25 protein-coding genes are annotated in these 25,869 nt (G+C 60.9%); 7 read left to right on the top strand and 18 right to left on the bottom strand.

Going from position 1 to position 25,869, the window contains the following annotated elements; all coding sequences use genetic code 11:
* Positions 1 to 70 precede the first annotated feature (70 nt).
* The gene (locus tag ACB040_RS02580) at positions 71 to 871 is read left to right on the top strand and encodes a DUF2989 domain-containing protein (protein WP_371153124.1); all 801 of its coding nucleotides are present in this window, start codon (positions 71 to 73) and stop codon (positions 869 to 871) included.
* 7 nt (positions 872 to 878) lie between these two features.
* Entirely contained in the window at positions 879 to 1,442 is a 564-nt protein-coding gene (locus ACB040_RS02575; protein ID WP_371153122.1) for an NUDIX domain-containing protein, read from the top strand.
* Between the two features lie 105 nt (positions 1,443 to 1,547).
* Here the strand turns inward: ACB040_RS02575 and lipA are convergent, their stop codons facing one another.
* From lipA to leuS, 14 genes are all read right to left on the bottom strand, one after another.
* Positions 1,548 to 2,513, bottom strand: a complete 966-nt coding sequence (gene lipA / locus ACB040_RS02570; protein WP_005335190.1) for a lipoyl synthase — start codon at positions 2,511 to 2,513, stop codon at positions 1,548 to 1,550.
* Complete coding sequence (gene lipB, locus ACB040_RS02565) at positions 2,510 to 3,187, bottom strand: lipoyl(octanoyl) transferase LipB (protein WP_040066806.1); 678 nt, start codon at positions 3,185 to 3,187, stop codon at positions 2,510 to 2,512. The genes lipA and lipB overlap by 4 nt, the downstream gene beginning before the upstream one ends.
* A gap of 62 nt (positions 3,188 to 3,249) precedes the next feature.
* Positions 3,250 to 3,513, bottom strand: coding sequence for a DUF493 family protein YbeD (ybeD, locus tag ACB040_RS02560; protein WP_005335178.1), 264 nt, complete (start codon positions 3,511 to 3,513; stop codon positions 3,250 to 3,252).
* 292 nt (positions 3,514 to 3,805) lie between these two features.
* Entirely contained in the window at positions 3,806 to 5,002 is a 1,197-nt protein-coding gene (locus tag ACB040_RS02555; RefSeq protein ID WP_005335176.1) for a D-alanyl-D-alanine carboxypeptidase family protein, read from the bottom strand.
* Between the two features lie 186 nt (positions 5,003 to 5,188).
* Positions 5,189 to 6,169, bottom strand: a complete 981-nt coding sequence (locus tag ACB040_RS02550; RefSeq protein ID WP_371153119.1) for a septal ring lytic transglycosylase RlpA family protein — start codon at positions 6,167 to 6,169, stop codon at positions 5,189 to 5,191.
* A complete protein-coding gene (mltB, locus tag ACB040_RS02545) occupies positions 6,111 to 7,109 on the bottom strand; it encodes a lytic murein transglycosylase B (RefSeq protein WP_371153117.1) in 999 nt (332 codons plus the stop codon). The genes ACB040_RS02550 and mltB overlap by 59 nt, the downstream gene beginning before the upstream one ends.
* Complete coding sequence (gene rodA, locus ACB040_RS02540; RefSeq protein WP_005335170.1) at positions 7,109 to 8,212, bottom strand: rod shape-determining protein RodA; 1,104 nt, start codon at positions 8,210 to 8,212, stop codon at positions 7,109 to 7,111. Before rodA ends, mltB begins: the two co-directional genes overlap by 1 nt.
* A complete protein-coding gene (mrdA, locus tag ACB040_RS02535; RefSeq protein WP_129503437.1) occupies positions 8,205 to 10,121 on the bottom strand; it encodes a penicillin-binding protein 2 in 1,917 nt (638 codons plus the stop codon). The genes rodA and mrdA overlap by 8 nt, the downstream gene beginning before the upstream one ends.
* A 103-nt stretch (positions 10,122 to 10,224) precedes the next feature.
* Entirely contained in the window at positions 10,225 to 10,692 is a 468-nt protein-coding gene (rlmH, locus tag ACB040_RS02530) for a 23S rRNA (pseudouridine(1915)-N(3))-methyltransferase RlmH (RefSeq protein WP_005335166.1), read from the bottom strand.
* Between the two features lie 19 nt (positions 10,693 to 10,711).
* Complete coding sequence (rsfS, locus tag ACB040_RS02525) at positions 10,712 to 11,053, bottom strand: ribosome silencing factor (RefSeq protein WP_005335165.1); 342 nt, start codon at positions 11,051 to 11,053, stop codon at positions 10,712 to 10,714.
* A gap of 103 nt (positions 11,054 to 11,156) precedes the next feature.
* Positions 11,157 to 11,807 (bottom strand): nicotinate-nucleotide adenylyltransferase, encoded by a 651-nt coding sequence (gene nadD, locus ACB040_RS02520; RefSeq protein WP_371153113.1) that lies wholly within the window; start codon positions 11,805 to 11,807, stop codon positions 11,157 to 11,159.
* Entirely contained in the window at positions 11,801 to 12,838 is a 1,038-nt protein-coding gene (gene holA / locus ACB040_RS02515) for a DNA polymerase III subunit delta (RefSeq protein WP_371153111.1), read from the bottom strand. The genes nadD and holA overlap by 7 nt, the downstream gene beginning before the upstream one ends.
* Positions 12,838 to 13,320: an LPS assembly lipoprotein LptE gene (gene lptE, locus ACB040_RS02510; RefSeq protein ID WP_005335160.1), complete on the bottom strand. Its 483-nt coding sequence runs from the start codon at positions 13,318 to 13,320 to the stop codon at positions 12,838 to 12,840. Before lptE ends, holA begins: the two co-directional genes overlap by 1 nt.
* A gap of 113 nt (positions 13,321 to 13,433) precedes the next feature.
* Complete coding sequence (leuS, locus tag ACB040_RS02505) at positions 13,434 to 16,010, bottom strand: leucine--tRNA ligase (protein ID WP_371153108.1); 2,577 nt, start codon at positions 16,008 to 16,010, stop codon at positions 13,434 to 13,436.
* Positions 16,011 to 16,155: 145 nt separating this feature from the next.
* Between leuS and ACB040_RS02500 the strand changes: the two genes are divergently transcribed.
* Positions 16,156 to 16,650, top strand: coding sequence for a zinc ribbon-containing protein (locus ACB040_RS02500; protein WP_058059281.1), 495 nt, complete (start codon positions 16,156 to 16,158; stop codon positions 16,648 to 16,650).
* Between the two features lie 84 nt (positions 16,651 to 16,734).
* On the opposite strand, the gene ACB040_RS02495 is transcribed toward ACB040_RS02500, so the two are convergent.
* From ACB040_RS02495 to fldB, 3 genes are all read right to left on the bottom strand, one after another.
* Positions 16,735 to 18,075 (bottom strand): TldD/PmbA family protein, encoded by a 1,341-nt coding sequence (locus ACB040_RS02495; RefSeq protein ID WP_371153213.1) that lies wholly within the window; start codon positions 18,073 to 18,075, stop codon positions 16,735 to 16,737.
* Entirely contained in the window at positions 18,075 to 19,475 is a 1,401-nt protein-coding gene (locus ACB040_RS02490) for a TldD/PmbA family protein (RefSeq protein ID WP_371153106.1), read from the bottom strand. The genes ACB040_RS02495 and ACB040_RS02490 overlap by 1 nt, the downstream gene beginning before the upstream one ends.
* A gap of 202 nt (positions 19,476 to 19,677) precedes the next feature.
* The gene (gene fldB, locus ACB040_RS02485; RefSeq protein WP_005335151.1) at positions 19,678 to 20,196 is read right to left on the bottom strand and encodes a flavodoxin FldB; all 519 of its coding nucleotides are present in this window, start codon (positions 20,194 to 20,196) and stop codon (positions 19,678 to 19,680) included.
* 250 nt (positions 20,197 to 20,446) lie between these two features.
* Between fldB and xerD the strand changes: the two genes are divergently transcribed.
* The gene (xerD, locus tag ACB040_RS02480; RefSeq protein WP_088868661.1) at positions 20,447 to 21,346 is read left to right on the top strand and encodes a site-specific tyrosine recombinase XerD; all 900 of its coding nucleotides are present in this window, start codon (positions 20,447 to 20,449) and stop codon (positions 21,344 to 21,346) included.
* Positions 21,347 to 21,417: 71 nt separating this feature from the next.
* Here the strand turns inward: xerD and mscL are convergent, their stop codons facing one another.
* Complete coding sequence (mscL, locus tag ACB040_RS02475; RefSeq protein WP_047438040.1) at positions 21,418 to 21,828, bottom strand: large-conductance mechanosensitive channel protein MscL; 411 nt, start codon at positions 21,826 to 21,828, stop codon at positions 21,418 to 21,420.
* Positions 21,829 to 22,144: 316 nt separating this feature from the next.
* On the opposite strand from mscL, the gene ACB040_RS02470 reads away from it, so the two are divergent.
* From ACB040_RS02470 to ACB040_RS02460, 3 genes are all read left to right on the top strand, one after another.
* On the top strand, positions 22,145 to 22,792 hold the full coding sequence (locus ACB040_RS02470) for a disulfide isomerase DsbC N-terminal domain-containing protein (RefSeq protein WP_005335146.1): 648 nt from the start codon (positions 22,145 to 22,147) through the stop codon (positions 22,790 to 22,792).
* A complete protein-coding gene (recJ, locus tag ACB040_RS02465) occupies positions 22,758 to 24,488 on the top strand; it encodes a single-stranded-DNA-specific exonuclease RecJ (protein WP_371153102.1) in 1,731 nt (576 codons plus the stop codon). The genes ACB040_RS02470 and recJ overlap by 35 nt, the downstream gene beginning before the upstream one ends.
* A gap of 158 nt (positions 24,489 to 24,646) precedes the next feature.
* Positions 24,647 to 25,831, top strand: a complete 1,185-nt coding sequence (locus tag ACB040_RS02460) for a MerR family transcriptional regulator (RefSeq protein ID WP_371153100.1) — start codon at positions 24,647 to 24,649, stop codon at positions 25,829 to 25,831.
* Positions 25,832 to 25,869 lie beyond the last annotated feature (38 nt).

The following is a 25,869-nucleotide window of genomic DNA, read 5'->3' as shown; positions in this document are numbered from 1 at the left end:
TTTGCTAGCCGGAGGTGGCCCGTAAAGGCGCCAGTTGTTACCAACCCGCGTTACCAACAAGATGTGAACCATGGCCAATTTCCCCCTGCGACAGACCTCCATCATGCTTTCAGTCGGCCTTGCCGTGGCTGGCTGCAATGACGACCGGATCCACAACATCTGTGGCAATCATCCCGAGCTCTGCCAGGATCTGGTGGACGATGGCTGGTGTCGCTACGAGCGTACCGATGTGATCCGCAGTCGCTTCTATCTCAAGGAGGAGGGGACGGATCGGCGCAAGTACGAGCTGATGCGCAACCTTGAGCGCTATCTCAAATGTGCCGAGCGCTCCACCAGCATTGAATACAAGAATGCCCGCGAGCAGAAGAGTCCAAGGGTCGAGGGCATGCTGGCGGCCGGGGATCAGCTGGCCCAGCTCGATGCGGCGACTCGCAATTCACAAGATCCCTACCTGTTGCTCTGGCACTGGACCAACAACACCAACGAGCTGGCTCGCCAGCAGTTTATGGCTCTGGAAGGCACCAAGGCGCTGGATGAACCCGAGCTGCAACTGGCGCTCGGCGGTATCTACGCCAAGAGCGACCCGGAAAAGGCCATTGCCACCCTGCAGCACGGGCTCTCCCTCTATCAGGAGGGGGACAAGATAAACAGCCGCCTGCTCACCTCCCTCAGCACCCTCTATATGGGCCAGAAACAGTACGGGTTGGCCTATCTGTGGGGCAAGGTGAGCGAATCGTTTCAGGATGCGCCAGAGGTCTCTGCCAAGCGTTTTGGCATCTATCACTCCCTGAGCAAGACTGAGCAGGATGGTTACGATGTGCGGGCTGCCGAAATTGTCGAGCAGCTCAAGCATGGCAACTACCGGCCCTGAGGCAGTGATGACGACGTTCTCTCCGGCCAGCTGCTGGCCCAATCCGTTCGATCTCTCTTTCGTTCATGGCGAGGTACTTACCGATGGCCGTACTCTGGAGCGCCTCACGGTGCGCGCCGTGGTGCCCCGTGGCGACGAGCTGCTGCTGGTTCACTCCCGGGTCAACGGCGATCTGATGTTCCCCGGGGGCGGCATTGAAGCGGGGGAGAGCCACCATGTGGCGCTCGCTCGCGAGCTGCTGGAGGAGTGCGGTGCCGAGCTGCGGGAAGTGGGGGGCTTGCTTGGCGAGACCCGTGAATATCGTGCCGCCCGCGAGCCGGGGTTCGATGCCTACTGTATCCGCTCGCTCTACTACTTGTGCCGGATTGGCGATCAGCTGGTGGCCCCGCAGCCGCAGCCCTACGAGATCCGCCTTGGCTTCGTGCCCGGCTGGTTTGCCCTCGACGAAGCGCTGCAGACCAACAAGACTCAGCTGGCGGGACCCTGTCCCCAGTGGACGGCGCGAGAGACCCGGGTGCTGGCCCAGCTGCAACGCTGGCATCAGCAGGGAATCTTCGACCACGGCTACTGAAGTAGATCAAGCCGCAACGGTCAGTGATACCAACAAAAAGAGCGCCAATAGGCGCTCTTTTTCATTGCGAGGGAGGAAGTTATTTGGCCTCCCTGTCGTACGAGATCATTTGACCTCTTCGCCCTTGGCTTGCAGATCAGCATGGTAGGAGGAGCGAACGAAAGGACCGCAGGCGGCGTGGGTAAAGCCCAGCTCCATGGCGACATCTTTCAGCTCGTCAAACTCTGCGGGCGGCACGTAGCGCTTGACCGGCAGGTGGTGGCGGCTCGGCTGCAGATACTGACCCAGGGTCAGCATGTTGACGCCGTGGGCGCGCAGATCCTTGAGCACCTCGACGATCTCTTCGTTGGTCTCGCCAAGGCCCATCATCAGACCGGACTTGGTCGGTACGTGGGGGTGCATCTCTTTGATGCGGCGCAGCAGCTCCAGCGACCACTTGTAGTCGGCACCCGGGCGGGCGACGCGATACATGCGCGGCGCGGTTTCCAGGTTGTGGTTGAAGACATCCGGCGGGGTTTCGCGGAACACCTCCAGCGCCTGCTCCATCCGGCCACGGAAGTCCGGAGTCAGGATCTCGATGCGGGTCTGCGGGCTGTGCTCGCGGATCTCGCGGATGCAGTCGGCGAAGTGCTGGGCACCGCCGTCGCGCAGATCGTCGCGGTCCACCGAGGTGATCACCACATACTTGAGGTTCATCTCCTTGATGGTCAGTGCCAGCTTCTTCGGCTCTTCTGGATCGAGTGCCAGCGGGCGGCCGTGGGCCACGTCGCAGAAGGGGCAGCGACGGGTGCAGATGGCGCCCATGATCATGAAGGTGGCGGTGCCGTGGTTGAAGCACTCCGCCAAGTTGGGGCAGGAGGCCTCTTCACACACCGAGTGCAGCTTGTTCTTGCGCAAGGTGCTCTTGATGTGTTCGATCTTCTGGCTGGAGGGGGGCAGCTTGATCCGCATCCAGTCCGGCTTGCGAAGGAGTTCTTCGTTGGGATCCGGCATGAATTTCACCGGGATCAGGGCCATCTTGTCGCCATCGCGCAGCTTGACGCCCGGCTCCATACGAACGGGTTTGCTCATGATTCACTCTCGGTGTTTGTTATTGTTTGATAGCCAATCAGGCGGGCCAGCTCGGCCACCAGAATGGATTGCGCCTCGGCCACGCTCTGCGGGCCGCCCAGGGCGCTGGTCTGGGTCATGGCCATGCCCGCATAGCCGCACGGATTGATGTGCAGGAAGGGGGTCATGTCCATGTTGATATTGAGGGCCAGCCCGTGGAACGAGCACCCCTTGCGGATGCGCAGACCCAGCGAGGCCAGTTTTGCCTCCATGCCAAGGTCATTTTTCACATAGACCCCGGGGGCATCGGCCTTGGCATAGGCCTGGATATCGCTTTTCGCGAGGGTGTTGATGATGGCTGTCTCCAGCGCGGTCACCAGCTCGCGAACCGAGAATTTGCAGCGGCGGACATCCACCAGTACGTAGAGCACCAGCTGGCCCGGGCCGTGATAGGTCACCTGACCGCCGCGATCGCTCTGCACCACCGGGATATTGCCCGGATTGAGCAGGTGTTCGGCCTTGCCGGCCTGGCCCTGGGTGTAGACGGGATCGTGCTCGACCACCCAGAACTCGTCCGGGGTGTCGCTGGTGCGGTTGTCGGTGAAGGCTTTCATGGCGTCCCATACCGGCTGGTAGGGGCGGCGACCCAGCTGCCTGACAATCAGGCTGGACTGGGCGGGGATCTGGGATGACATGGCGTCCTCGCGGCGTGCTGCGGCCAAAAACAGTCGCCCCGCAGAACGGGGCGAGAGAGAAATTACAGTACGTATTTCACCAGCTCGATCTTGCCAAGGGCGTGGTACATCGCTTCGATGTGCTCTTTGCTCTGGGCAGTCACGGTCACGCGGACCGAGTGGTAGTTGCCCTTGGAGCTGGGCTGGACGGTCGGGCTGTAGGTGCCGGGGGCGTGCTGCTGCAGCACTTCAACCACCATTTCCGGCAGTGCCGGGTCGGCAACGCCGAGTACCTTGAACGGGAATTTGCAGGGAAATTCCAGCAGTTCATCAAACTTGGTATTCATTTACTCACCTTTTGCGTCATCACCGGGATGACTTCATCTTGGATGGCTAGTGGCCGATGGCCCGTGGAGGCCGCCATTTCAAGTCTATATGGGCACGGCTCATAACTATATGGGCGCTGCCCGGACCGGGATCAAGGCCAGGATCGGTCAGACAAGGATGGAAGTGCTGCTTTTTACCACAAATCAGGGTGAGGCGGAACCTGCAGTTTACAGGGTTATTCACTGCCTTTGCCGGTCACAGACAGCAGCGGCGCCTGTTGGCGCCGCTGTTTGGTGAGGATTGTGCGTTGGATTACTTGAACCAGCTGGTGACCAGCAGTACCAGATAGTCCCACAGACGGCTCATCAAGCCACCTTCCTGCACCTCTTCCAGGGCTACCAGCGGCACCTGCTTGATCTCTTTGTCACCCTGTTTCAGGAACACGGTACCGACGCGCTGACCCTTGGCCAGCGGCGCTTTCAGCTCGCTGTCGAGCTGGAAATCAGCCTTCAGGTTGTTGCCCTGACCGCGGGTGACCAGCACGGAGACATCTTTATCGACGCCCAGTTTCACTTCCGGTTTGTCGCCCATCCAGATCTTCTGGGTGACCAGCTCGGTGCCTGCCTTGTACGGGGTCAGGCTTTGGAAGAAGCGGAAGCCGTAGGTGAGCAGTTTTTTGCTCTCGGCGGCGCGGGAGGCTTCGCTGCTGGCGCCCAGTACCACGGCGATCAGGCGCATGCCTTCGTTGTTGGTGGCAGAGGAGACCAGGTTATAGCCGACCTGGCTGACGTGGCCGGTCTTGATGCCATCCACTTGCAGGGATTGATCCCACAGCAGGCGGTTGCGGTTGTGCTGGGTGATGCCGTTGAACACGAAGGATTTCTGGGAGTAGATCTTGTACTCCTCCGGCAGGTCGCGGATCAGCGCCTGACCCAGACGGGCCATGTCGTGAGCGGTACTGTAGTGACCTTCCGCATCCAGACCGTGCGGGTTCATGAAGTGGCTGTCGTTCATGCCGAGCTTGGCGGCCCAGCTGTTCATCAGGCTGGCGAAGGAGTCGGTGCTGCCCGCCAGGAACTCGGCCATGGCGACGCAGGCATCGTTGCCGGACTGGATGATGATGCCCTTGTTGAGATCATCGACGGAGACCTGCTTGCCCACCTCGATAAACATCTTGGAGGAGTCAGAGTAGTTCTTGGACCAGGCGTTCTGGCTGATGGTCACCATATCGGTGCGCTTGATGTTCCCCTTCAGCAGCTCCTGGCCGATGATGTAGGAGGTCATCATCTTGGTCAGACTGGCGGGCGGCAGACGCTCTTCGGCGTTCTGCTCGGCCAGCACCTGACCTGAGTAGTAGTCGATCAGAATATGGGCCTTGGCGGAGATCTCCGGCGCGGCGGGAACCACCATGGGCATGGCATTCGGGGTCGGTGTCGGCACCGGCGTATTGGCCTGGGCGGTTACGCTGATCAGTGAGGCCAGAAGAACTGAACGGGCAAATTTGGACATCTTGAAATTCCTGCGAGCCAGATGGGGATAAAATGCGGGCCTAACTATACCAGATGCGCCCGCAGGTTATAGCCCGAGATGGCAATCAGAACTGGTTTTTTATCCATCACTCCCTGTCATCACGCCATAAAACGACGTGATGACAGTGAGTAAGCGGTTAGTCACATCCGCGGCAAAAGGGGGCGATCAGGGCACGATAAAGGCCTGTTCCAGTCCGCCCTGACGTACTTTTTCCAGCACACTTGTCTGCTGGTCGGCGGCGACCGGGCCAATCAGCACCCGGAAAATGGCGCCATGGGCATCGATCCGGTAGGGCACGCCGTAACGCTGGGTCATCACCTTGCCCATTGCCTCGGCCCGATCCCGGGAGCCGCTGGCCAGTACCTGGATCATCTTGCCATCCCCACTGCTGGCGGGCGCTGCAGCCTTGGCTGGTGCTGGCTTGACAGGTGCTGCTTTGGCGGGCTTGGCGGCGGGTGCCTTGACGGGAGCGGGTTCGGCAGCGGGAGTGGCCATCGCCAGTGCGGTCGGTTCACCCAGGAAGCCATCTTGCGACAGCGTGTTGGAGGCCGCAGCCGGAGTGGTTGGAGTCATTTCGATGGGCTTCATCGGCTCCATGATCACCATCTGATCCGGGGTGTCGCTGATCAGCTCCAGCCGTACTCGGGCCTCACCGCTATCGACCATCTCCAGCTGCTTGGCCGCTGCGTAGGAGAGGTCGATCAGGCGCGGGCTGTTGAACGGGCCGCGGTCGTTGATCCGCACTATGGTCTCCAGCCCGTTGTCCAGATTGGTGACCCGCACATAGCTAGGGATGGGCAGGTTGCGGTGGGCGGCACTGAACAGCTTGCTGTCCAGCACATCGCCGTTGGCGGTCTTCTGGCCGTCCAGATCCGGCGACAACCAGCTGGCGGTGCCCTCTTCGCTGTAGTGTTTGATGTCGCGCCACACCTCGTGCTTCTGCTTGCCGATCCAGTAGTCCCGGTTGCCGCTGGCACTCAGGGGCTCGGGGCGCGGAATGGCGCCGGTGGCTTGCGGGATCTCGATAACGGGTGGTTTGCTGACCGGTGCTTGCGGCTCGATGGGGGCGCTCTGTTCCGGCTGGCTGCTACAGGCGGCCAGCAACAAGCTCAGGCTGAGCGGGAGGAGTTTGTGACGAAGATGCATACGCTTCCTGAATGGCTTGGCTAAGTTGATACACCGCCATCGCATAGAGTGGGCTGCGATTGTAACGGGTGATCACATAAAAGTTATGCCGTGCGACCCAGTATTCCGGTCCATCGGCTTGGGCAAACGCCAGCAACTTGACCGGCGTCTGTGGGGCCAGCGGCGTGGCGAGCTCAATCCCTGCCGCCGCCAGTTCTGACCACTGTTGTGTTAACTCGGGCTCAGGCCTGAGTAGAGGTTCGACTGCCATCAACCCGATCTGGGCCGGTTCCACCACGGATTCACCCCAGCGCCACTGGTGGCTGGCAAAATAGTTGGCCACGCTGCCGATGGCATCGACCGGGTTGGCAAACAGATCCCGCTTGCCATCCCCGTCAAAATCGACGGCGTAGTGGCGATAGCTGGAGGGCATGAACTGCCCCATCCCCATGGCGCCGGCATAGGAGCCCTTGAGGGCATCGAGTTGCCACCCTTCCTCTTTGGCCAGCACCACCAGCTGGGCAAACTCCTTGGCAAAGAAGTCGCTGCGTTCCGGGTAGTGGAACCCCAGGGTGTATAGGCTATCGAGCACCGGATGATGGCCCATCTGGCGACCGTAGAAGGTCTCGACCCCTATGATGGCCACGATGAGCGAGGCGGGCACCCGATAGGTCTGCTCAGCGCGGGCCAGCGTCTGGGCATGTTGCTGCCAGAACTGCTGGCCATCACGGATGCGATCCGGGGTAACGAACAGCGGCCGGTAGCGATGCCAGGGTTTGGCCTCCCACGGCTTGCTGATGGTGTCGAGCACCTCCTGCCGTAACTGAGCGCGGGCGACGGCAGCCTGCAGCTCCGCCAGCGGCACCTGCTGCTGGTCGGCGAGCAGGGCCAACCGATCCGGCGCCACGGCGGCGGTCGCCATCGTGGTGGCGAGCGAGAGCAGCAATCCAACCCGTCTCATCAGGCGAGCAGTCTTCTATGAGTCTGGATGGACATCAGGATACCGAATCCGGCCATCAGGGTCACCATGGAGGTGCCGCCATAGCTCACCAGCGGCAGGGGCACCCCCACCACCGGCAAGATGCCGCTCACCATGCCCATGTTGACGAACACATAGACGAAGAAGGTGAGGGTGATGGCGCCACCCAGCAGTCGCTCGAAGCTGTTCTGGGCCTGCATCGAGATAAACAGGCAGCGGCTGATGACGTAGAGGTAGAGCACCAGCAGCAGGGCAACCCCTACCAGACCGAACTCCTCGCTGAATACCGCGAAGATGAAGTCAGTATGGCGCTCGGGCAGGAACTCCAGCTGGGACTGGGTCCCTTGCAACCACCCCTTGCCAAAGACGCCGCCGGAGCCGATGGCAATCTTGGACTGGATGATGTGGTAGCCGCGGCCGAGCGGGTCTTTCTCCGGGTCGAGCAGCATCAGCACTCGCTGGCGCTGGTAGTCGTGCATCAGGAAGAACCAGAGCACCGGCATAAAGGCCAGCATCAGCAGGACCGCCAAGCCGATCAGCCACCAGCTGAGCCCCGCCAGGAAGATGACGAAGAAGCCGGAGGCGGCCACCAGAATGGAGGTGCCAAGGTCAGGCTGGGCGGCGATCAGCAGGGTGGGCAGCAGCACCATGATGAGGGCGATCACCACATGGCTGAACTTGGGTGGCAGCGAGTGGCGACTGAGCCAGGCGGCCACCATGATCGGCATGGAGAGCTTCATCACCTCGGAGGGCTGGAACTTCATAAAGCCCAGATCGAGCCAGCGCTGGGCCCCCTTGCCGATATGGCCGAATACGTCCACCGCAATCAGCATCAGCACCACCACGGCGAACAGCGGCACCGACCAGCGGGCGTAGAGGGAGGGGGGCAGCTGGGCCAGGCCGATCATCAGAGCAAAGGCGAGACCGCCGCGCACCAGCTGGCGCACGATGGAGTCCATATCCTGACCGGAGGCGGAGTAGAGCACCACCATGGAGAGGGTCATCACGGCCAGCAGACCGAGCAGCAGGGGCAAGTCGATATGCAGCTTGTACCAGATGCTCTGCTGGCGGGCAGAATTACTCATTGGGAGCGACCTCACTCGGTTGGGACGGCTTTTCCGGTGCCGGTGGCAGTTGCGGATCAGGGGGCAGCAGATAGGCATCCAGCATCTGGCGAGCAACGGGGGCCGCATTGGTACTGCCACCACCGGCGTTCTCCAGCACCAGAGCTACGACTGCCTTGGGGGTTTCATAGGGAGCAAAGGCGACAAACAGGGCATTGTCGCGGTGCTCCACTTTCATGGCTTTGGCGTTGTAGACCTGATTCTCTTTCATGTTGACCACCTGGGCGGTGCCGGACTTGCCTGCCGCCACATAGGGGGTGTTGGCAAAAGCGCGACGGCCGGTACCCTCGTGGCCGTTGATCACTCGCCACATCCCCTCACGCGCCACCTGCCAGTAGCTGTCGCTCTTGGTTTTGAGCGCCATGTTCGGGTTGATCGGAGCATCGACCACTCCCGCTTGAGAGGCGGTGCTCTTGAGCAGGTGCGGGGTCACATCGTGGCCATTCTGGGTCAGGATGCTAATCGCCTTGGCCAGCTGGATTGGCGTGGCGCTCCAGTAACCCTGACCGATACCGATGGAGATGGTGTCCCCCTGATACCAGGGCTGGCGCCAACGGGCCATTTTCCAGTCACGGGACGGCATGACCCCCTTGGTCTCTTCATAGAGGTCGACGCCACTGTACTGACCGAAGCCGAACTTGGTCATGTAGCTGTGGATCTTGTCGATGCCGACACGATAGGCGAGATCGTAGAAATAGGTATCTGCCGAGACCTCGATGGCGCGATAGACGTCGAGCCAGCCATGACCCCAGCGGCGCCAGTCGCGAAACTTCTTGGTGGTGCCGGGAATGGAGAAGCTCGGGCCGCCGAAATAGCGGTAGCCCGGGGTAATGGCCCCCTCGTTGAGCCCCATTACCGACATCATGGGTTTGACGGTGGAGGCGGGGGCATAAATGCCCTGAGTGGTGCGGTTCACCAGCGGCCGCGCCGGATCGTTGAGCAGCGCCGAGTAGTTGGCGCTGGAGATGCCGGTCACGAACAGGTTGGGGTCATAGCTGGGGCTCGACTCCATGGCGATGATGGCGCCGGTTCTCGGGTCCATCATCACGATGGCGCCGCGCTGGCCGGCCAGCAGTTGCTGGGCCTTGAGCTGCATCCGGACGTCGATATTGAGGTAGATATCCTTGCCGGGAATAGGCGGCTGGAACTTGAGGGTACGGACAATCCGGCCGCGGTTGTTCACCTCGACCTCCTGATAGCCCGCCACACCGTGCAGCTCATCCTCGTAATACTTCTCCACCCCCTGCTTGCCGATATCCTTGGTGGCTGCATAGTTGGCGAGTTTTTCTTCCTTCTCGAGGCGCTCCACGTCACGGGTATTGATCTTGGCCACATAGCCCAAAGCGTGGGTGAGGGTGTCACCAAACGGGTAGTAGCGCTTGAGGTAGGCCTCGATGCTGGCGCCCGGGTAGTTATGCTGATTGACCGAGAAGAGGGCCACCTGATATTCGGTCAGCTTCTCGTAGAGGGGGACCGGCTTGAAGCGGCGCTGGCGCTTCACTTCGGCGAGGAACTTCTCCTTGGTGCCCTCCGGCAGACCCAGCAGGGTGATCAGCTGGTCGGCGGTTTTTTCGAGATCTTTGGTCTCTTCCGGCACAATTTCCAGACTGTAGACCGGGCGGTTTTCCGCCAGCAGCACGCCGTTGGCGTCATAGATGAGGCCCCGTGGTGGCGCCACCGGTACCACGCGGATACGGTTGGAGTTGGAGCGAGTCTGGTAGGTGTCGTAGGACTCGACCTGCAGATAATAGAGATTGCCCAGCAGCACCAGCATCAGCACGACGATACCGATGTAGGCTACCAGGGTGCGCCGGAAGAACAGATTGCCCTCGGCACTGTGATCGCGCATTTCGATGCGTTGTTTCAGCATGCCTTTACCTCAAGACCCTTGGGGGCAATAAGAGCAGGAACTGCATTGTTCACTCTCTGTGATAGGGGTGAATATGAGAGGTGAGACTCCAGAGACGCATGGCTCACTCTCTATGATACGGATGATTGGTGGTGATGCTCCAGGCCCGATAGAGGCTCTCTGCCACCAGCACCCGTACCAGTGGATGGGGCAGGGTGAGCGGTGACAGTGACCAGCTCTGTTCAGCGGCAGCCTTGCACTCGGGGGACAAGCCTTCCGGCCCGCCTACCAGCAGCGCGACATCGCGGCCATCGAGTTTCCACGCCTCCAGCTGGGTAGCCAGCTGCTCCGTGGTCCAGGGCTTGCCCGGAATGTCGAGGGTGACGATGCGCGAACGCCCCGCAGCCGCCAGCATGGCTTCCCCTTCCTTCTGCAGGATGCGGGGAATGTCGGCATTTTTGCCCCGTTTGCCTGCGCCGATCTCGACGAGTTCAAACGGCATGTCTTTGGGGAAGCGGCGACGATACTCTTCGAAGCCATGCTCTACCCAGGCGGGCATCTTGGTGCCCACCGCAATCAACTGGATCTTCATGGTCGTTACACTTGTGCTCTTATTGCGTATTCATTTGAGCGGCACCGCTCCACAGCTTTTCCAGTTGGTAGAAGTCACGATGTTCATCCTGCATCACATGCACGATCACCGAGCCCATATCTACCAGCACCCATTCACCGCTCAGTTGTCCTTCCACGCTCAGCAGATCCAGACCCGCGTGGCGGGCCTCGCTGGCCAGATGGTGGGCAATGGCGCTGACGTGACGACTGGAGTTGCCGGAACAGATGATCATGGTGTCAGTAATGCTGGATTTGCCGCGAACATCGAGGGTGATGATGTCGCGGCCTTTCATGTCATCGATCTTGTCGATGATAAAGGCATGCAATTCTTGGCCTTGCAATGAGTCTCTCCTGTATTCCGGCGCGCAGCGTTTGCGTCAGGGCGGCGGATTATATCATGGTCACTCCCGTTTCCCATCGGATGGGGCGGGATTACGACAGGGGCTAGCAGCGGTTGGCGCGGTAGAGCCCCTGTTGATCAATATAGTGCGCAACCGACTCGGGCAAGAGGTAGCGGGTGTCTTGTCCCGCATCCAGCAAGGCTCGCAGTCGGGTGGCTGACAGTTCGATAGGCTGGTTGTCCGCCAGCCAGATATGACCGGCCAGACGCAGATGCAGCGCGTTGGCATCCGCGGTGTGATGGCGCGCCAGCAACTGCGCCACCTCGGCCGGATAATCCGGTTGCCAGCCCGGCCGCACGCTCACCACCAGGTGGGCATGGTCGAGCAGCTCCTGCCAGCGGTGCCAGCTTGGCAGGTTCAGCAGGGAATCCATCCCCATCAGAAAACAGAGCGGCGTATCGGGCAGTTCATGACGCAGCTCGATCAGGGTATCGATGGTGTAAGAGGGCTTGTCCCGTCTCAGCTCCCGCTCATCTACCACAAAGTGGTGGTTCTCCGCCGCCGCCAGTTTGACCATGGCAAGGCGCTGTTCGCTGGAGCAGAACGGATTGGCGCGGTGGGGCGGGATATGGTTCGGGATCAGCCGCATTTCGGCCAGCCCGAGGGAATCGCGCGCTTCGATGGCCGGGCGAAGATGACCGATATGGATGGGGTCGAAGGTGCCGCCAAGCAAACCGACAGGCGCCTTCAGCACGGGCTGCTCTCCATCACCAGCGGCAGCGGGGTGCCATCACGAAAGCCGAGGGCAATGGTCTGCAGCATCAGCCACGCCTGTTCGGTATCGAAGCGGCGCTGGGCATCGTCCAGCTGGGCCATCAGTTGCCACAGTTGCTGCAACTTGGCAAACGGCAGTCGGGTCAGTGCTTGCTGAATGAGCTGCTGGCGGCTCTGCCAGATGCGCAGGCGGCTGAAGTGCTCCCCCAGTGGCTGGCCGTTGCGCATCGCCAGCGACAGCTCGGTCAGCTGCTCCAGCTCGCGGCAAAGGGTCCAGGCCAGCATCCCCGGCTCGGTGCCTTCGGCCCGCAGGGCGGCCAGAATGCGCTGGGCCCGGTTCACCTTGCCCTCCAGCAGGGTATCGAGCAGCTGGAACGGGGTGAAGTGGGCGTGGCGGATAATGGTCTCTTGCAGATAGGTGACGCTGATCGGCTGGGGCGGCGAGAGCAGGGTCAGCTTCTCGATCTCCTGACTGGCGGCCAGCAGGTTGCCCTCGTAGGAGTGGCACATGAAGTTGATGGCATCCGGCAGCGCCTTGAGGCCGAAACGCGCAAAGCGGGTACTCATCCAGCGCGGGAAGAACTTGGGCTCCGGATGGTTGACCGGCACATAGGTGCCAATCTGGTAGAGCTTGTCGAACCAGGCTGCCTTCATCTGGGTCTGGTTGAGGCGACCGCCACTCAGCACCAGCAGCAGGTCGGGATGAAGCTGTTTGCCAATTTCGCTGATGCGGGCGGCCAGATCCTTGTCCACCTTGGCGGGCAGCTCCAGCTCGATGATCTGGCGGGCGGAGAAGAGGCTCATGGCCTGACAGGCATCGTAGACCTGATTCCAGTCCAGCCCCTGTTCCACCACGAAGGTGTGGCGCTCATCGAAACCCTGCTTGCGGGCGACCTGACGGATGGCATCGATGGCCTCCAGTCGCAACAGGGGCTCGTCGCCAAAAACGAGATAGCAGGGCCGAAGCCCTGCTTTGAGGTGGTCACCAAATTGTTCCGGGTAGATCCGCATCAGAAGCTGACCTGACTCAACTGCCGGATCACCTGATTGGCCGCCTGCTCCTGCATCTCGCGGTTGAGCTGCTCCTGCTCACGGGAGGAGGCGAGCGCTGCATCCGGCTTGTTGAGGAAGCTGCGGTTGAAGTTGATGGGGAAGACCTGAGTCGGCTTGCCCGGTACCGAGATGGTGAACTGGGTACCAAAGCCCAGCACATATTCGGTGTCCGTCCCCAGCGCGTTGACCGAGGCGACCTGACTGGTGCTGCCTACGCCGCCCAGAGTGAGCACCGGAATGCCCTCCTTGTCGGCCAGGGTCACGCCAGAGGCCTTCAGGCGGGTGGTAACCATCCGGTAGAAGTCGCTCTTGTTGTCGCCCACGACCTTCATGGTCATCAGCTCGCTCGGAATGCCGTTGCCGCGCATGTGAAAGCCGCAGCCTTGCAGCAGCAGACCAGCCAGCACGATGGCCATCCAGCGGGTGAAGATGGTGCCCATAGAAAATCCTCTTTGCATTAAGGGAAAGCGGCGGGCGCAGGGCCCGCCGTTATCATCCGTTTGCTGTTACAGATTGGCAATGATCAGTTGGTAACCAATCAGTTGGCAGCCAATTAGTTAGCGACAATATTGAGCAGCTTGCCAGGTACATAGATCACCTTGCGCACGGTCAGCCCGTCGGTGAACTTCTGTACCGAGGCATCGGCCATCGCCAGCTTCTCGACGTCGGCCTGGCTGATCTCGGCCGGAACGGTCAGTTTGCCGCGCATCTTGCCGTTGATCTGCACCACCACCAGCTTCTCGGTCTCGACCATGGCCGCTTCATCGGCCACCGGCCAAGCTGCGTGATCGATGTCGTCGCCCTTGCCCAGCATCTTCCACAGCTCGAAGCCGATGTGCGGGGTGATGGGGTAGAGCATAACAACGACAGCTTCCAGCGCTTCCTGCATCAGGGCGCGGTCCTGCTCGTCGTTGCCGAGCTTGGCCAGATTGTTCATCAGCTCCATGATGGCGGCGATGGCGGTGTTGAAGGTCTGACGGCGACCCACGTCATCACTCACCTTGGCGATGGTCTTGTGCAGTTCACGGCGGACCGCTTTCTGCTCGTTGGTGAGAGCCGCCACATCGAGTGCGGCAACGGAGCCACCGGAGACGTGTTCGAAGGTGACGCGCCACAGGCGACGCAGGAAGCGCTGGGCACCCTCTACGCCGGAGTCGGACCACTCCAGGGTCATCTCGGCCGGAGAGGCGAACATCATGAACAGACGGACGGTATCGGCGCCATAACGCTCGACCATCAGCTGCGGGTCGATGCCGTTGTTCTTGGACTTGGACATCTTGGTCATGCCGGAGTGCATTACCTCACGGCCTTCGTTGTCGATGGCCTTGGTGATACGACCCTTCTCGTCACGCTCTACCTTGACGTCAGTCGGGCTGACCCAGACGTTGCCGCCCTTCTCGTCTTTGTAGTAGAAGGCGTCGGCCAGCACCATGCCCTGGCAGAGCAGGCGCTTGAACGGCTCATCGCTGTTGACCAGACCCGCGTCACGCAGCAGCTTGTGGAAGAAGCGGGCGTAGAGCAGGTGCATACAGGCGTGCTCGATACCGCCGATGTACTGATCCACCGGCAGCCAGTGGTTGGCAGCCGCCGGATCCAGCATGCCCTTGTCGTAGTCCGGGGAGCAGTAGCGCGCGTAGTACCAGGAGGACTCCATAAAGGTGTCGAAGGTATCGGTCTCGCGGAACGCTTCCTGACCGTTGTAAGTGGTCTTGGCCCACTCGGCATCAGCTTTGATCGGGCTCTGGATACCATCCATCACCACATCTTCCGGCAGCAGCACCGGCAGTTGGTCTTCCGGCGTCGGCACCACTGTGCCGTCAGCCAAGGTCAGCATCGGGATGGGGGCACCCCAGTAACGCTGACGGGAGACGCCCCAGTCACGCAGACGGTAGTTGACGGTGCGCTTGCCTTTGCCCAGCCCTTCCAGCTTGCTGGCGATGGCATCAAAGGCGCCCTGGAAGTCGAGACCGTCAAACTCGCCAGAGTTGAACAGCACGCCCTTCTCGGTGTAAGCGGCTTCGCTCACGTCGACGTCGCCATCAACCGGCTTGATCACCGCCTTGATGTCGAGGCCATATTTGGTGGCGAACTCGAAGTCACGCTGATCGTGGGCCGGAACCGCCATTACGGCGCCGGTGCCGTAGTTCATCAGCACGAAGTTGGCGACCCAGACCGGTACCTTGCAGCCATCCAGCGGGTGAATGGCATAGAGGCCGGTGGCCATGCCCTTCTTCTCCATGGTGGCCAGTTCCGCCTCGGCTACCTTGGTGTTCTTGCACTCTTCGATGAAGGCGGCCAGCTCAGGATTGTTCTGGGCTGCTTGCAGCGCCAGTGGGTGACCGGCGGCGATACCGACATAGGTGACGCCCATGAAGGTGTCCGGACGGGTGGTATAGACCTCCAGCTGCTCAGCCTGACCCTCGATATTGAAGCTGATGTTGACCCCTTCGGAGCGGCCAATCCAGTTGCGCTGCATGGTCTTGACCATCTCCGGCCAGCCTTCCAGATTGTCGATGTCGTTGAGCAGCTCTTCGGCGTAGTCGGTGATCTTGATGAACCACTGGGGGATCTCTTTCTGCTCCACCGGGGTGTCACAGCGCCAGCAGCAGTTGTCGACCACCTGCTCGTTGGCCAGCACTGTCATGTCGTTCGGGCACCAGTTGACGGAGGAGGTCTTCTTGTAGACCAGACCCTTCTCGTAGAGCTTGGTGAAGAACCACTGCTCCCAGCGGTAGTAATCCGGCTTGCAGGTGGCGACTTCACGATCCCAGTCATAACCCAGACCCAGCATCTTCAGCTGGTTCTTCATGTATTCGATGTTTTCGTAGGTCCAGGGCGCCGGCGCGGTATTGTTTTTGATCGCGGCGTTCTCGGCCGGCAGACCGAATGCATCCCAACCTATGGGTTGCAGCACGTTCTTGCCATTGAGGCGTTGATAACGGGAGATCACATCACCTATGGTGTAGTTACGAACGTGCCCCATGTGTAGTCGACCAGACGGATAGGGGAACATGGACAGGCAGTAGAACTTCTCCTTGTCTACCTTCTCCACGGCCTTGAAGGTTTTCTTGGCATCCCAGTGCTTTTGCACTGCTGGTTCGATTGATTGGGGAACGTATTGCTCTTGCATTGGTGACATCCGGATCTGTGAAATGAATAGATAAATCAGCTGGGAAATCGCAATAGAATACCCATATCCTGCGGCGGCAACAACCGCCAGCGTCCCTTGGGCCTTAAGCCGGGCCAGATCAGGGTTTAGTAGAGGAGTTAGAGCCATGGACAAACGTCAAAAAGGGTACGAAGCCTTCATTGCCGAGCTGCAAAAACAGTGGCAAGAGACTGAAGAGTTCCAGGGGGAGCGCCTCAACCGGATGATTGCCAAGGTGCAGGCCTATCTGGAGGCGGCCAGCGACCTGACTCAGGACGAACTGGCGCTGATCGCCGAGTACGTGAAGCGGGATCTGGGCAACTATGACGAGGGGCGCCATGAAGATAGTGCGCAGGTGGAAGAGTCTGCCTTTATGCTGGCCCTCAAAGACACAGCCTGGTCCTGGCTGGCGGATGTGACCGACCGCGCCCAGGTGGAGTGGCGGGAGCTGGCCGACGAGCTGGAGCACAAGGGTGTTTACGAAGCGGGTGACTGGGTGGGGCTCGGGGTCATGGTGTGCGACCAGTGCGGCTGGCGTCATACCGTGCTGCATCCCCAGCAGCTCGATACTTGCCCCGAATGCGGCTGCGCCGAGTATCATCGCGAGCCGCTCTCGCCCTGAGTCATGCCATCAATGCGGACGAGATAACGAGCAAAAAGGCGCCATCAGGCGCCTTTTTCTTGCTTGCAGGTTTCGTCGGGGCGTTTACTTGCCCGCGACGGAGAGACCGCCAAAACGGATCTGCGGGGCGTAGAAGCCCTTGCCATCGTTGTGGTGCAGGGTGTCACCGACCGCTTCCAGCTCGCCCAGCAGGCGGTAGAAGTTGCCTGCTACCGTGATGCCGCGCACCGGCTGCAGTCGCACCCCATCGCGGCAGAGGAACCCTGACGCGCCAAAGGAGAAGTCGCCGCTCACCGCATCGGCACCCGAATGCAGGCCATCCAGCTTGACCAGCTCCAGATAGTCGCCGCTCTGCACTTCCGCTTCGCAGTGGGGGCCCGCGCCAAACACCAGATGGCGAGCGATCACATCGAGGGCGCTGCGGGCACCGCGAGCGGCCGAGCCGTTGCTGGCGACGCCAAAGTGGCGGGCCGTGGCGCTGTTGTGGAGCAGGGTCTTCAGCTCCCCTTCGCCAATCAGCAGCAGATCCGAGCTGGCCGCCCCCTCGCCATCAAACGCCTTGATGTTCATGCCGCCAGGCATATAGACCCGGCTTTCCAGAGTGAGCCAGCGTGACGCCACGCTCTGGCCGACCTTGCTGCGCCAGGGGTTGATCCCCTGCTGGGCCCACTTGCCCGACAGCACGCCCTGAAAGCAGCCAAACAGGCTGGCGAAGCAGTTGGTACTGAAGATGACGCTGTAGCGACCGCTCGGCACCGCTTCACCGGGCAGCAGACCATCGGCGATGGCGTAGATCTGCTCGATCAGGGCCTGACTATCCAGCTCGTCGAAGCGACGGCCATACTGCCCCTGCGAGTGCATCGACTGGCGGCCATCCCGTTCCACCAGCGCCGAGGTGTAGCAGCCGACGCTGAACTCGCCGTGCTGGCAGAGGGTGCCCTGACTGTTGGCGAGCCAGAGCTGGCTCTCACCTTCGAAGAAGCTGTTGTAGGGGGCGCCGCTCACATCGGGCATGGCCAGCATGTCTGATTCGAGGCGTAGGGCCAGAGCGATCTTCTCCTCAACGGGCGTGGTATCGGGCTGGTTGATCTCGGCGCAATCTGTGGTGATCCGGCTATTGGCCACCGAGATGCGCTGGTCCGCATCCACCTTGGCAAAGCGGCTGGCATCGAGCGCATCCTGCAGCATGGCATCCAGCGCCAGCTCATCGAGGGATTCCGAGTAGGCGATGCCGACCCGACCCTCTTTTATCAGGCGAATACCGAGTTGCTGGCTGCTGGTGACCTTGTATTCACCCAGCTCGCCCTTGTCTGCCTTGAGGGAGAAGGCTCTCTCCTGATTGGCGATGATGTCTGCCTCGGCACCGAGGTCGGCCACTTTATCCAGCAGGCGGGTGAGCAGTTGATTCATGTCGAGCTGGCTCATCATGCGTTCCCTCCCACCAGAATATTGTCCACTTTCAGCGCCGGCTGGCCCACCGAGGTGGGGACCGAGCCCGAGACCGAGCCGCACATACCGGCGGCCAGCGCCAGATTGCGGCCCACCATGGAGATCTCTTTCAGCACCTGCGGGCCGGTGCCGATCAGGGTGGCTGACTTGAGCGGTTTGGTTATTTTGCCGTGCTCGATGAGGTAGGCCTCCTGCACATTGAAGTTGAATTCACCGGTGCCGGGCTGTACCGAGCCGCCCCCCATCTTCTTGGCGTAGATGCCATGTTCGACGGTGGCCAGCATATCGTCGAGGCTGTGGTTGCCCGGTTCGATATAGGTGTTGCGCATGCGCGAGGTGGGGGCGTACTTGTAGGATTCGCGCCGCCCCGAGCCGGTGCGGGCGTAGCCCGTCTTGAGGGCCCCCATTCTGTCCACCAGAAAGCCGGTCAGAACGCCGTCCTTGATGAGCTGGGTATGCTGGGTCGCCATCCCCTCGTCATCGACGTTGATGGAGCCCCAGGCGTTGCTCTGCAAGCCTTCATCCACCGCATTGACCACCGGATTGGCGATGAGCTGGCCCATCTTGTCGTGAAACACCGACGCCTTCTTGGCCACCGAGGTGGTCTCCAGCAGATGACCGCACGCCTCGTGGAAGATGACGCCGCCAAAGCCGTTCTCCATGATGACCGGTAGGGTGCCGCTCGGGCAGGGAGCCGCCCCCAGTTTCACCAGTGCCTGACGGGTGGCGGTGAGGGCCAGCTCGCGCGGATCGATGCGATCGGCATGCTCCCACCCCATCAGGGCGCCGGGGGCCTCGTAACCGACGCTCTGCTCGCTCCCTTCCATGGCGATAGTCTGGGCCATGATGCGGTTGTAGTGGCGGCGATCGGCCACTTGCACTCCTTCGCTGTTGAAGATTTCCACCTCCTGCTCCCAGCCCAGCACGTTGCCGGAGAACTGGCTCACCTTGTCGCTCTCGGCGCGGGCCGCCGCATCCATGGCGTGCAGATAGGCGATCTTCTGCTCCAGCAGCTTGTCTGCCGAGAGCGGCAGCGCCACCGGGTTGCGATCGCTCAAGCGGGTGAAATCGAAGGCGGTGGCGGTCACCACGGGGTCGCGGCGGTCTTTGGCCGCCAGCAGGGTGACAATGCGCAGCAGCTCGTGGCGGCTGGCCAGATTGGTGTAGCCGTAGAGCACCTTGTGGCCGTAACAGAGGCGCACGCCGATACCGAAATCGAGGCCGCCGCTGATGTTCTCTATCTGGCTGGAGAGTAGGCTGAGCTGGCTGCGGCGCTTGCGCTCCACAAACAGCTCGGCAAAATCGGCACCCAGCGCCAGCGCGTGATCGAGCACGTCACGGGCGATGGCGGGGGCCAATAGGGAGAATGGAGTCATAGAATATCCTTTTCTGGTCTGTCCGTTTGCTTCCGACATCCGGCTCTGATTGTTATGGGATGTCGAGTCCATTGTTGCAGACCAGCACAAAAAAGTCGCTATAGCGTCATGCGATGATACCGATTGAGAAAATCGGTGCGATAACTGCGCCCGGCGGCCAGGGCCAGGCGCTCAGGGTCGTTTTGCCAAAACGTGGGAAAGATCAGAGCAGGGCGTGGATTTCGCTCAGGATCTGCTCGACCCACTGCTCGATGCGCGGATCGGTCTGGTCATATTGGTTGGCATCATCGAGGGCCAGCCCGACGAAGTGACGGCCATCATCGATCAGTGCCTTGGAGGCATCGAATTCGTACCCTTCGTTGGGCCAGTAGCCCACCAGCTTGACCCCTTTTGGCACCAGCTGATCGTGCAGCATGCCGAGGGCGTCCTGGAACCATTCGCCATAACCGAGCTGATCGCCGAGGCCAAACAGTGCCACGATGCGTCCCTCCAGATGGAGATCGGCGATATCTTCCCAGCGGGACTCCCAGTCCTCCTGCAGTTCGCCAAAATCCCAGGTGGAGATGCCGAGGATCAGGATCTCGTAATCCTCCATCCGGCGCAGGGAGACATCCTTGATATTGTGAATATCCACCAGCTCGGGGCCGATGAGGGCGCGGATCTTCTCGGCAGCCATCTCGGTGTAGCAGGTGGTGGAACCGTAAAACAGACCAATCTTCATCGCTCTACTCTCTGTTGGCGCTTTCTCGCTTGCTTTTGGCGCGTTCTCGCATGCTCGTGTGGGCTGCGCCATGTTGGCAACACGATGGGTAACGTAAGGGGAGGGCGCCAGTCTAGCAGATTGCCATTCGACCTTCACCGCCCGGCAAGGGGTGTGGCAAACGTGCCTTATCTTTCCAATGAAAGTGCCTTGTCTTTCCAAGGAGTTGGCGCGTTACAATGGGCCATCTTTCCCCTTATTGCAGCGCACCATGAGCAAGCCTGACCCCCATCCCTTGATTGAACCCTTCCTCGATGCCCTCTGGCTGGAACGGGGATTGTCTGACAACACGGTCAGCTCCTATCGCAGCGATCTGGAGAAGTTCTCCCTCTGGCTCGACGAGCAGGGGAGCTCGCTGCTGCTGGCGGGGATGGACGAGATCCAGCACTACCTCGCCTGGCGGGTCGATCACCAGTTTGCGGCCAGCAGTACGGCCCGCTTCCTGTCGGCCCTGCGCCGTTTCTATCAATATCTCAACCGTGAGAAGCTGCGCAGCGATGATCCGACCGTGCTGCTGGAGGGGCCCAAGCTGCCGAAAAAACTCCCCTCCGATTTAAGCGAAACGGAGGTGGATGCGTTGCTGAGTGCGCCGCTGGTGGATGACCCGCTGGAGTTGCGGGACAAGGCGATGCTGGAGCTGCTCTACGCCACCGGGCTGCGGGTTTCCGAGCTGGTGGGGCTCACTGCCGAGCATGTTAGTTTGCGTCAGGGCTTGGTGCGCGTAGTGGGCAAGGGCAACAAGGAGCGGCTGGTGCCGATGGGCGAGGAGGCGATGCACTGGCTGGAGCGTTACTACCGGGAGGCCCGCACCCTGCTGCTGGGGGGCACCAGCTCGGATGTGGTGTTTCCCTCCAAGCAGGCCCGTATGATGACTCGCCAGACCTTCTGGCATCGCATCAAGCTCTATGCCCTGCGGGCCGGGATTAACGGCGAGCTATCCCCCCATACCTTGCGCCACGCCTTTGCCACCCATCTGCTCAACCACGGCGCAGACCTGCGGGTTGTGCAGATGCTGCTGGGTCACGCGGATCTCTCCACTACCCAAATCTACACCCATGTGGCCAACGAGCGACTCAAGGCGCTGCACGGGGAGCATCACCCCAGAGCTTGAGTGGCTGGCCTCCCAAAAACAAAAAACCGCCAGCAGGCGGTTTTTTATCTCTACACGACAGGAGATGGCGCTTATTTCCCTTGCTGGGATTTCAGCAGATCACGGATCTCGGTCAGCAGCTCCTGATCCTTGGTTGGGCCTGCCGGGGCGGCGGCTTCCTCTTCCTGCTTCTTCTTGAGGGTGTTGATGGCCTTCAGTCCCATGAAGATGGCAAAAGAGATGATCAGAAAGTCGATGATGGTCTGGATGAACTTGCCATAGGCGATAACTACGGCGGGTGTTGCACCTTCTGCGGCCTTCAGAGTGACCGCCAGGTCGCTGAAGTCCACGCCGCCCAGGATCAGGCCGATGGGCGGCATGATTACGTCACCGACAAAAGAGGAGACAATTTTGCCGAAGGCGGCACCAATGATGATACCGACCGCCATATCGATGACGTTGCCGCGGGCGGCAAAGGCTTTGAACTCTTGAATCAGACTCATTATTTCCTCCGAAATTAAACAAGATAGCGCGTTGATTACCCTTGCCAAAGGGCGAACTCTTGTCAGGAAAAACAGAGGCTAAGCCGCGTTGTTCCTGTCGTCCTGACTAGCTTGCGGGCGTTATGAGTCCTTGGCAATCGGGGGGAACCATTTTTTTGGTACAAAGTGATATTAATTTTTTGGTAAGTAGCTGGTTGAATGATGAGCTGTGCTGCTGTAGTTTGCTGGGTCGATTCATTCATACCACGTGAGTAAACAAGTGAAGTATTTACTACTGGGAATGATGCTTTTGTGCACATTTGCTGCCAGAGCGGGGATGGATACCCAAGCCTTGAAACAGACCATCACAGCCCGGCTGGGGGTTCCCGTCTATCTGGTTGAACCGACCCCGATCGCGGGGTTGTATATGCTGGGCACCTCGCAGGGGGTGCTCTACAGCGATGCCAAAGGGGATTATGTGGTGCAGGGGGTCATGCTGGATATGACCCGCGACATGAAGAACCTGACCATCTCGGGTATGCGCGAGCAGCGCCGACTTGGCTTGGCACAGGTGGCCCATGCCCCCATCGTGCTCAAGGCTCGGGATGAGCGTCACCGGGTTGCGCTGTTTCTCGGTGAGCAGGATGCCAAACGTCGTCAGCTCTCCGGCACCTTGCAACACCTGCAGGCATCCGGGGTGAGCGTGGCACTCTATCCGGTGATTGATCACGCCGAACGGGCCGCCGACTGGTGCAGCGATCCCCTGCTGCAAAATGATCCGTTAAAAGCCTATTTGCCTCAAACGGCATGTAGTGAGACCCTTATCCAAAATATTGGCCTGAGCCAATGGTTGGGGGTCAAGGTACTGCCGGCCTGGGTCTCCTCCGACGGGGATCTGGTGCGCGGGTATCAGAGCCCCGAACAGCTGCTCAAGATACTGGATCATATTGATGTCCCTGCAAATCCGTCGTCGTCCGCGAGTTGATGATTCCCATCTGCCTGCCACCCTGCATCCCCTGCTTCGCCAAATCTTCGCCAGCCGTGGCGTAGAGGATCCCGCCCTGCTGGAGCGCAGCGCCAGCCAGCTGTTGCCGCCCCAGCGCCTCTATGGGATGGAGCAGGCTGTGCCGCTGCTGGCGGATGCCCTGACTGCCCAGAAACGGCTACTGATTGTCGGCGATTTCGACTGCGATGGCGCCACCAGCTCTGCCCTGTGCGTGCTGGCCCTGCGCGCCATGGGGGGGCGCCATATCGATTTTCTGGTGCCCAATCGCTTCGAGTTTGGCTACGGTCTCACCCCCGAAATTGTCGAGCTGGCGGTGGCCCGTGGCGCCGAGTTCCTGATCACGGTGGATAACGGCATCTCCAGCATCGCCGGGGTGGCGGCTGCCAAGGCGGCCGGCATGCAGGTACTGGTTACCGATCACCATTTGCCGGGTCAGGAGCTGCCTGACGCCGATGCAATCGTCAACCCGAACCAGCACGGCTGCGATTTCCCCTCCAAGTCCCTGGCCGGGGTGGGGGTAGCCTTCTACCTGATGGCGGCCCTCAACACCCATCTGCGTCAGCTTGGCTGGTACGAACGGCAAGGGTTGCGCGCCCCTAATGTGGCGGATTATCTCGATCTGGTGGCGCTTGGCACGGTGGCCGATGTGGTGGCGCTCGATGGCAACAACCGCATTCTGGTCCATCAGGGCTTGCAGCGGATCCGGGCCGGGCGTTGTCGCCCCGGCATTCAGGCTCTGGTGGATGTGTCGGGCCGCGATGGTCGCCGCCTCACCGCCGCCGATCTCGGTTTTGCGCTGGGGCCGCGCCTCAACGCGGTGGGGCGCCTCGATGACATGTCCCTCGGGGTCGCCTGCCTGCTCTGCGATGATCTCAATCTGGCGCGCCAGCTTGCGGCCGAGATGGATAGCCTCAATCAGGAGCGCAAGGAGATTGAGCAGGGGATGCAGCAGGAGGCCCTCGCCACTCTGGAGCAGATCCGGTTTCGCGATGGCGAGGTGCCGTCGGGCATAGTGCTGCACCGCAACGAGTGGCATCAGGGGGTGGTGGGGCTGGTGGCCTCCAAGGTGAAGGAGAAATACTACCGCCCGGTCATCGCGTTTGCCGAGAGCAGCGAGACCGAGCTCAAGGGCTCCGGCCGCTCCATCCCCGGGGTGCATCTGCGCGATGCGCTGGAGCTGCTCGATACCCGTCATCCAGGCCTGATGGGCAAGTTTGGCGGCCACGCCATGGCCGCGGGGTTGACCCTGCCCAAGGCCAATATCGAGGCGTTCGGTCGGGCCTTTGAGGCGGTCATCAGCGAGCTGGTGACACCGGAGCTTTTGACCGGGGTGTTGCTCACCGATGGCGAGTTGTTGCCAGACGAGCTCAACCTCGAGCTGGCGGAGCTGATTCGCGCCTCCGGCCCCTGGGGTCAGGCCTTCCCCGAGCCGCTGTTCGACGGCGAGTTCGTGCTGGTGCAGCAGCGGCTGGTGGGTGAGAAGCACCTCAAGATGATGCTGACAACCGATTCTGGTCACGCGGTGGATGCCATCGCCTTTGGCGTCGATCTCAAGCGCTGGCCCGATGCCTCGGTCAAGCGGGTGCGGCTTGTCTACCGGCTTGATGTCAACGAGTGGCGCGGCAACCGCAGCGTACAGCTGCTGGTGGAACATCTGGAGGCAGCTGGTCTCTGAGCCGGGAGCATCGCTGCTCTGATCGCTGACAACGGCCACCCTCGGGTGGCCGTTTTTGTTGGCGGATCTCTGGAAAAGGGCGTTGACCTGTCTATAGCTTCACAGTTTAAGCTCATCTCTATCGGGTCATCTGAGGGCCCGCACCGTGAGTGATTGCCATGAAAATATCCGAACTGGCCCGCCGCTGCGGTCTCGCCCGCTCCACCCTGCTCTATTACGAGAAACTGGGGGTGATTGCCGGTACCCGGGCCGCCAACGGCTATCGCCACTATGACGAGGGGGATCTGCAGCGACTGCAGATGGTGCAGGCCCTGCAGGCAGGTGGTCTCAGCCTCAAGCAGTGCCTCGCCTGTCTGGCTGGCGAGATAGATCAAGCGGCATTGCAGGCCCGGGTCAGGGAGCTCGATGAGGAGCTGGCGCGGATGCAGCGCGCCCGGGATCTGTTGGCGGATCTGGCAGGGTTGCGTCCGCGCTCCGGTGAGGAATTCAAGGCCTGGCAGCTGCAACTGCAGCGCGAGGCACCGGAGGCCTACTTCGCGTGGGTGATGAAACAGGGTTTTAGCGAGAAAGATCGCTACCACTTGCAATGGTTGAGCAAAGACATGAATGAACATGAGCGTTACATCAAGGACTTTATCAAGCTGCTGGATGGCATGAGTTACTGGGGGCCGGGGGATCGCGCCTTCACCCAGCAGCAGTTTGCCGCCTTGCCCATCCGGCCGCGCCGGATCCTCGACATGGGCTGCGGGCGCGGTGCCTCGACCATGGCACTGGCTCAGGTGACCGATGCTGACATTGTGGCCATCGATCTGGAAGAGGAGGCACTGGCCGCCGTGGCGCACTCCGCCCGTGCTGCGGGCTTTGAGCATGTCTCCACCCTCTGCGCCAACATGGCGGCACTGCCGGACGATCTGGCCCCGGCCGACCTCATCTGGGCAGAGGGGAGCGCTTACGTGATGGGAGTTGCCAATGCGCTGAAGGCGTGGCGTCCGCTGCTCGCGAGCCCGCAGGCTTGCATCGTGCTGAGTGATGCGGTCTGGCTTACCGATAACCCGCCCGAGGAGGCGTTGGCATTCTGGCAGCAGGATTATCCCGCCATGCAGACGCTGGCGGGCCTGCTTGAAACGATACAAGCGGCAGGCTACCGCTGCCTGTCACATACTCCCTTGCCGATGAGCGCCTGGAACAACTATCTGGACCCTATCGAGGTCAATCTGGTGCGCTATCGAGACGAGCTGGGGGAGAGTGCTGCCTGGCAGGACTTGAGCCGGGAAGTAGCCATCCACCGCCAATATCTGGGCAGTTACGGCTATGTGATCTGCTGCCTGCAAAAAGATGCGTGATAAGTTGTCGTAAAAAATGAGGCGCCTGCGGGCGCCTC

Origin of the sequence: Aeromonas sp. S11(2024), assembly GCF_041402345.1 — a bacterium.
GTDB classification, from domain to species: Bacteria; Pseudomonadota; Gammaproteobacteria; order Enterobacterales; family Aeromonadaceae; genus Aeromonas; species Aeromonas veronii.
Note: the sequence above shows the minus strand (reverse complement) of the source record. Positions and strands in the feature narration are given on the sequence as shown.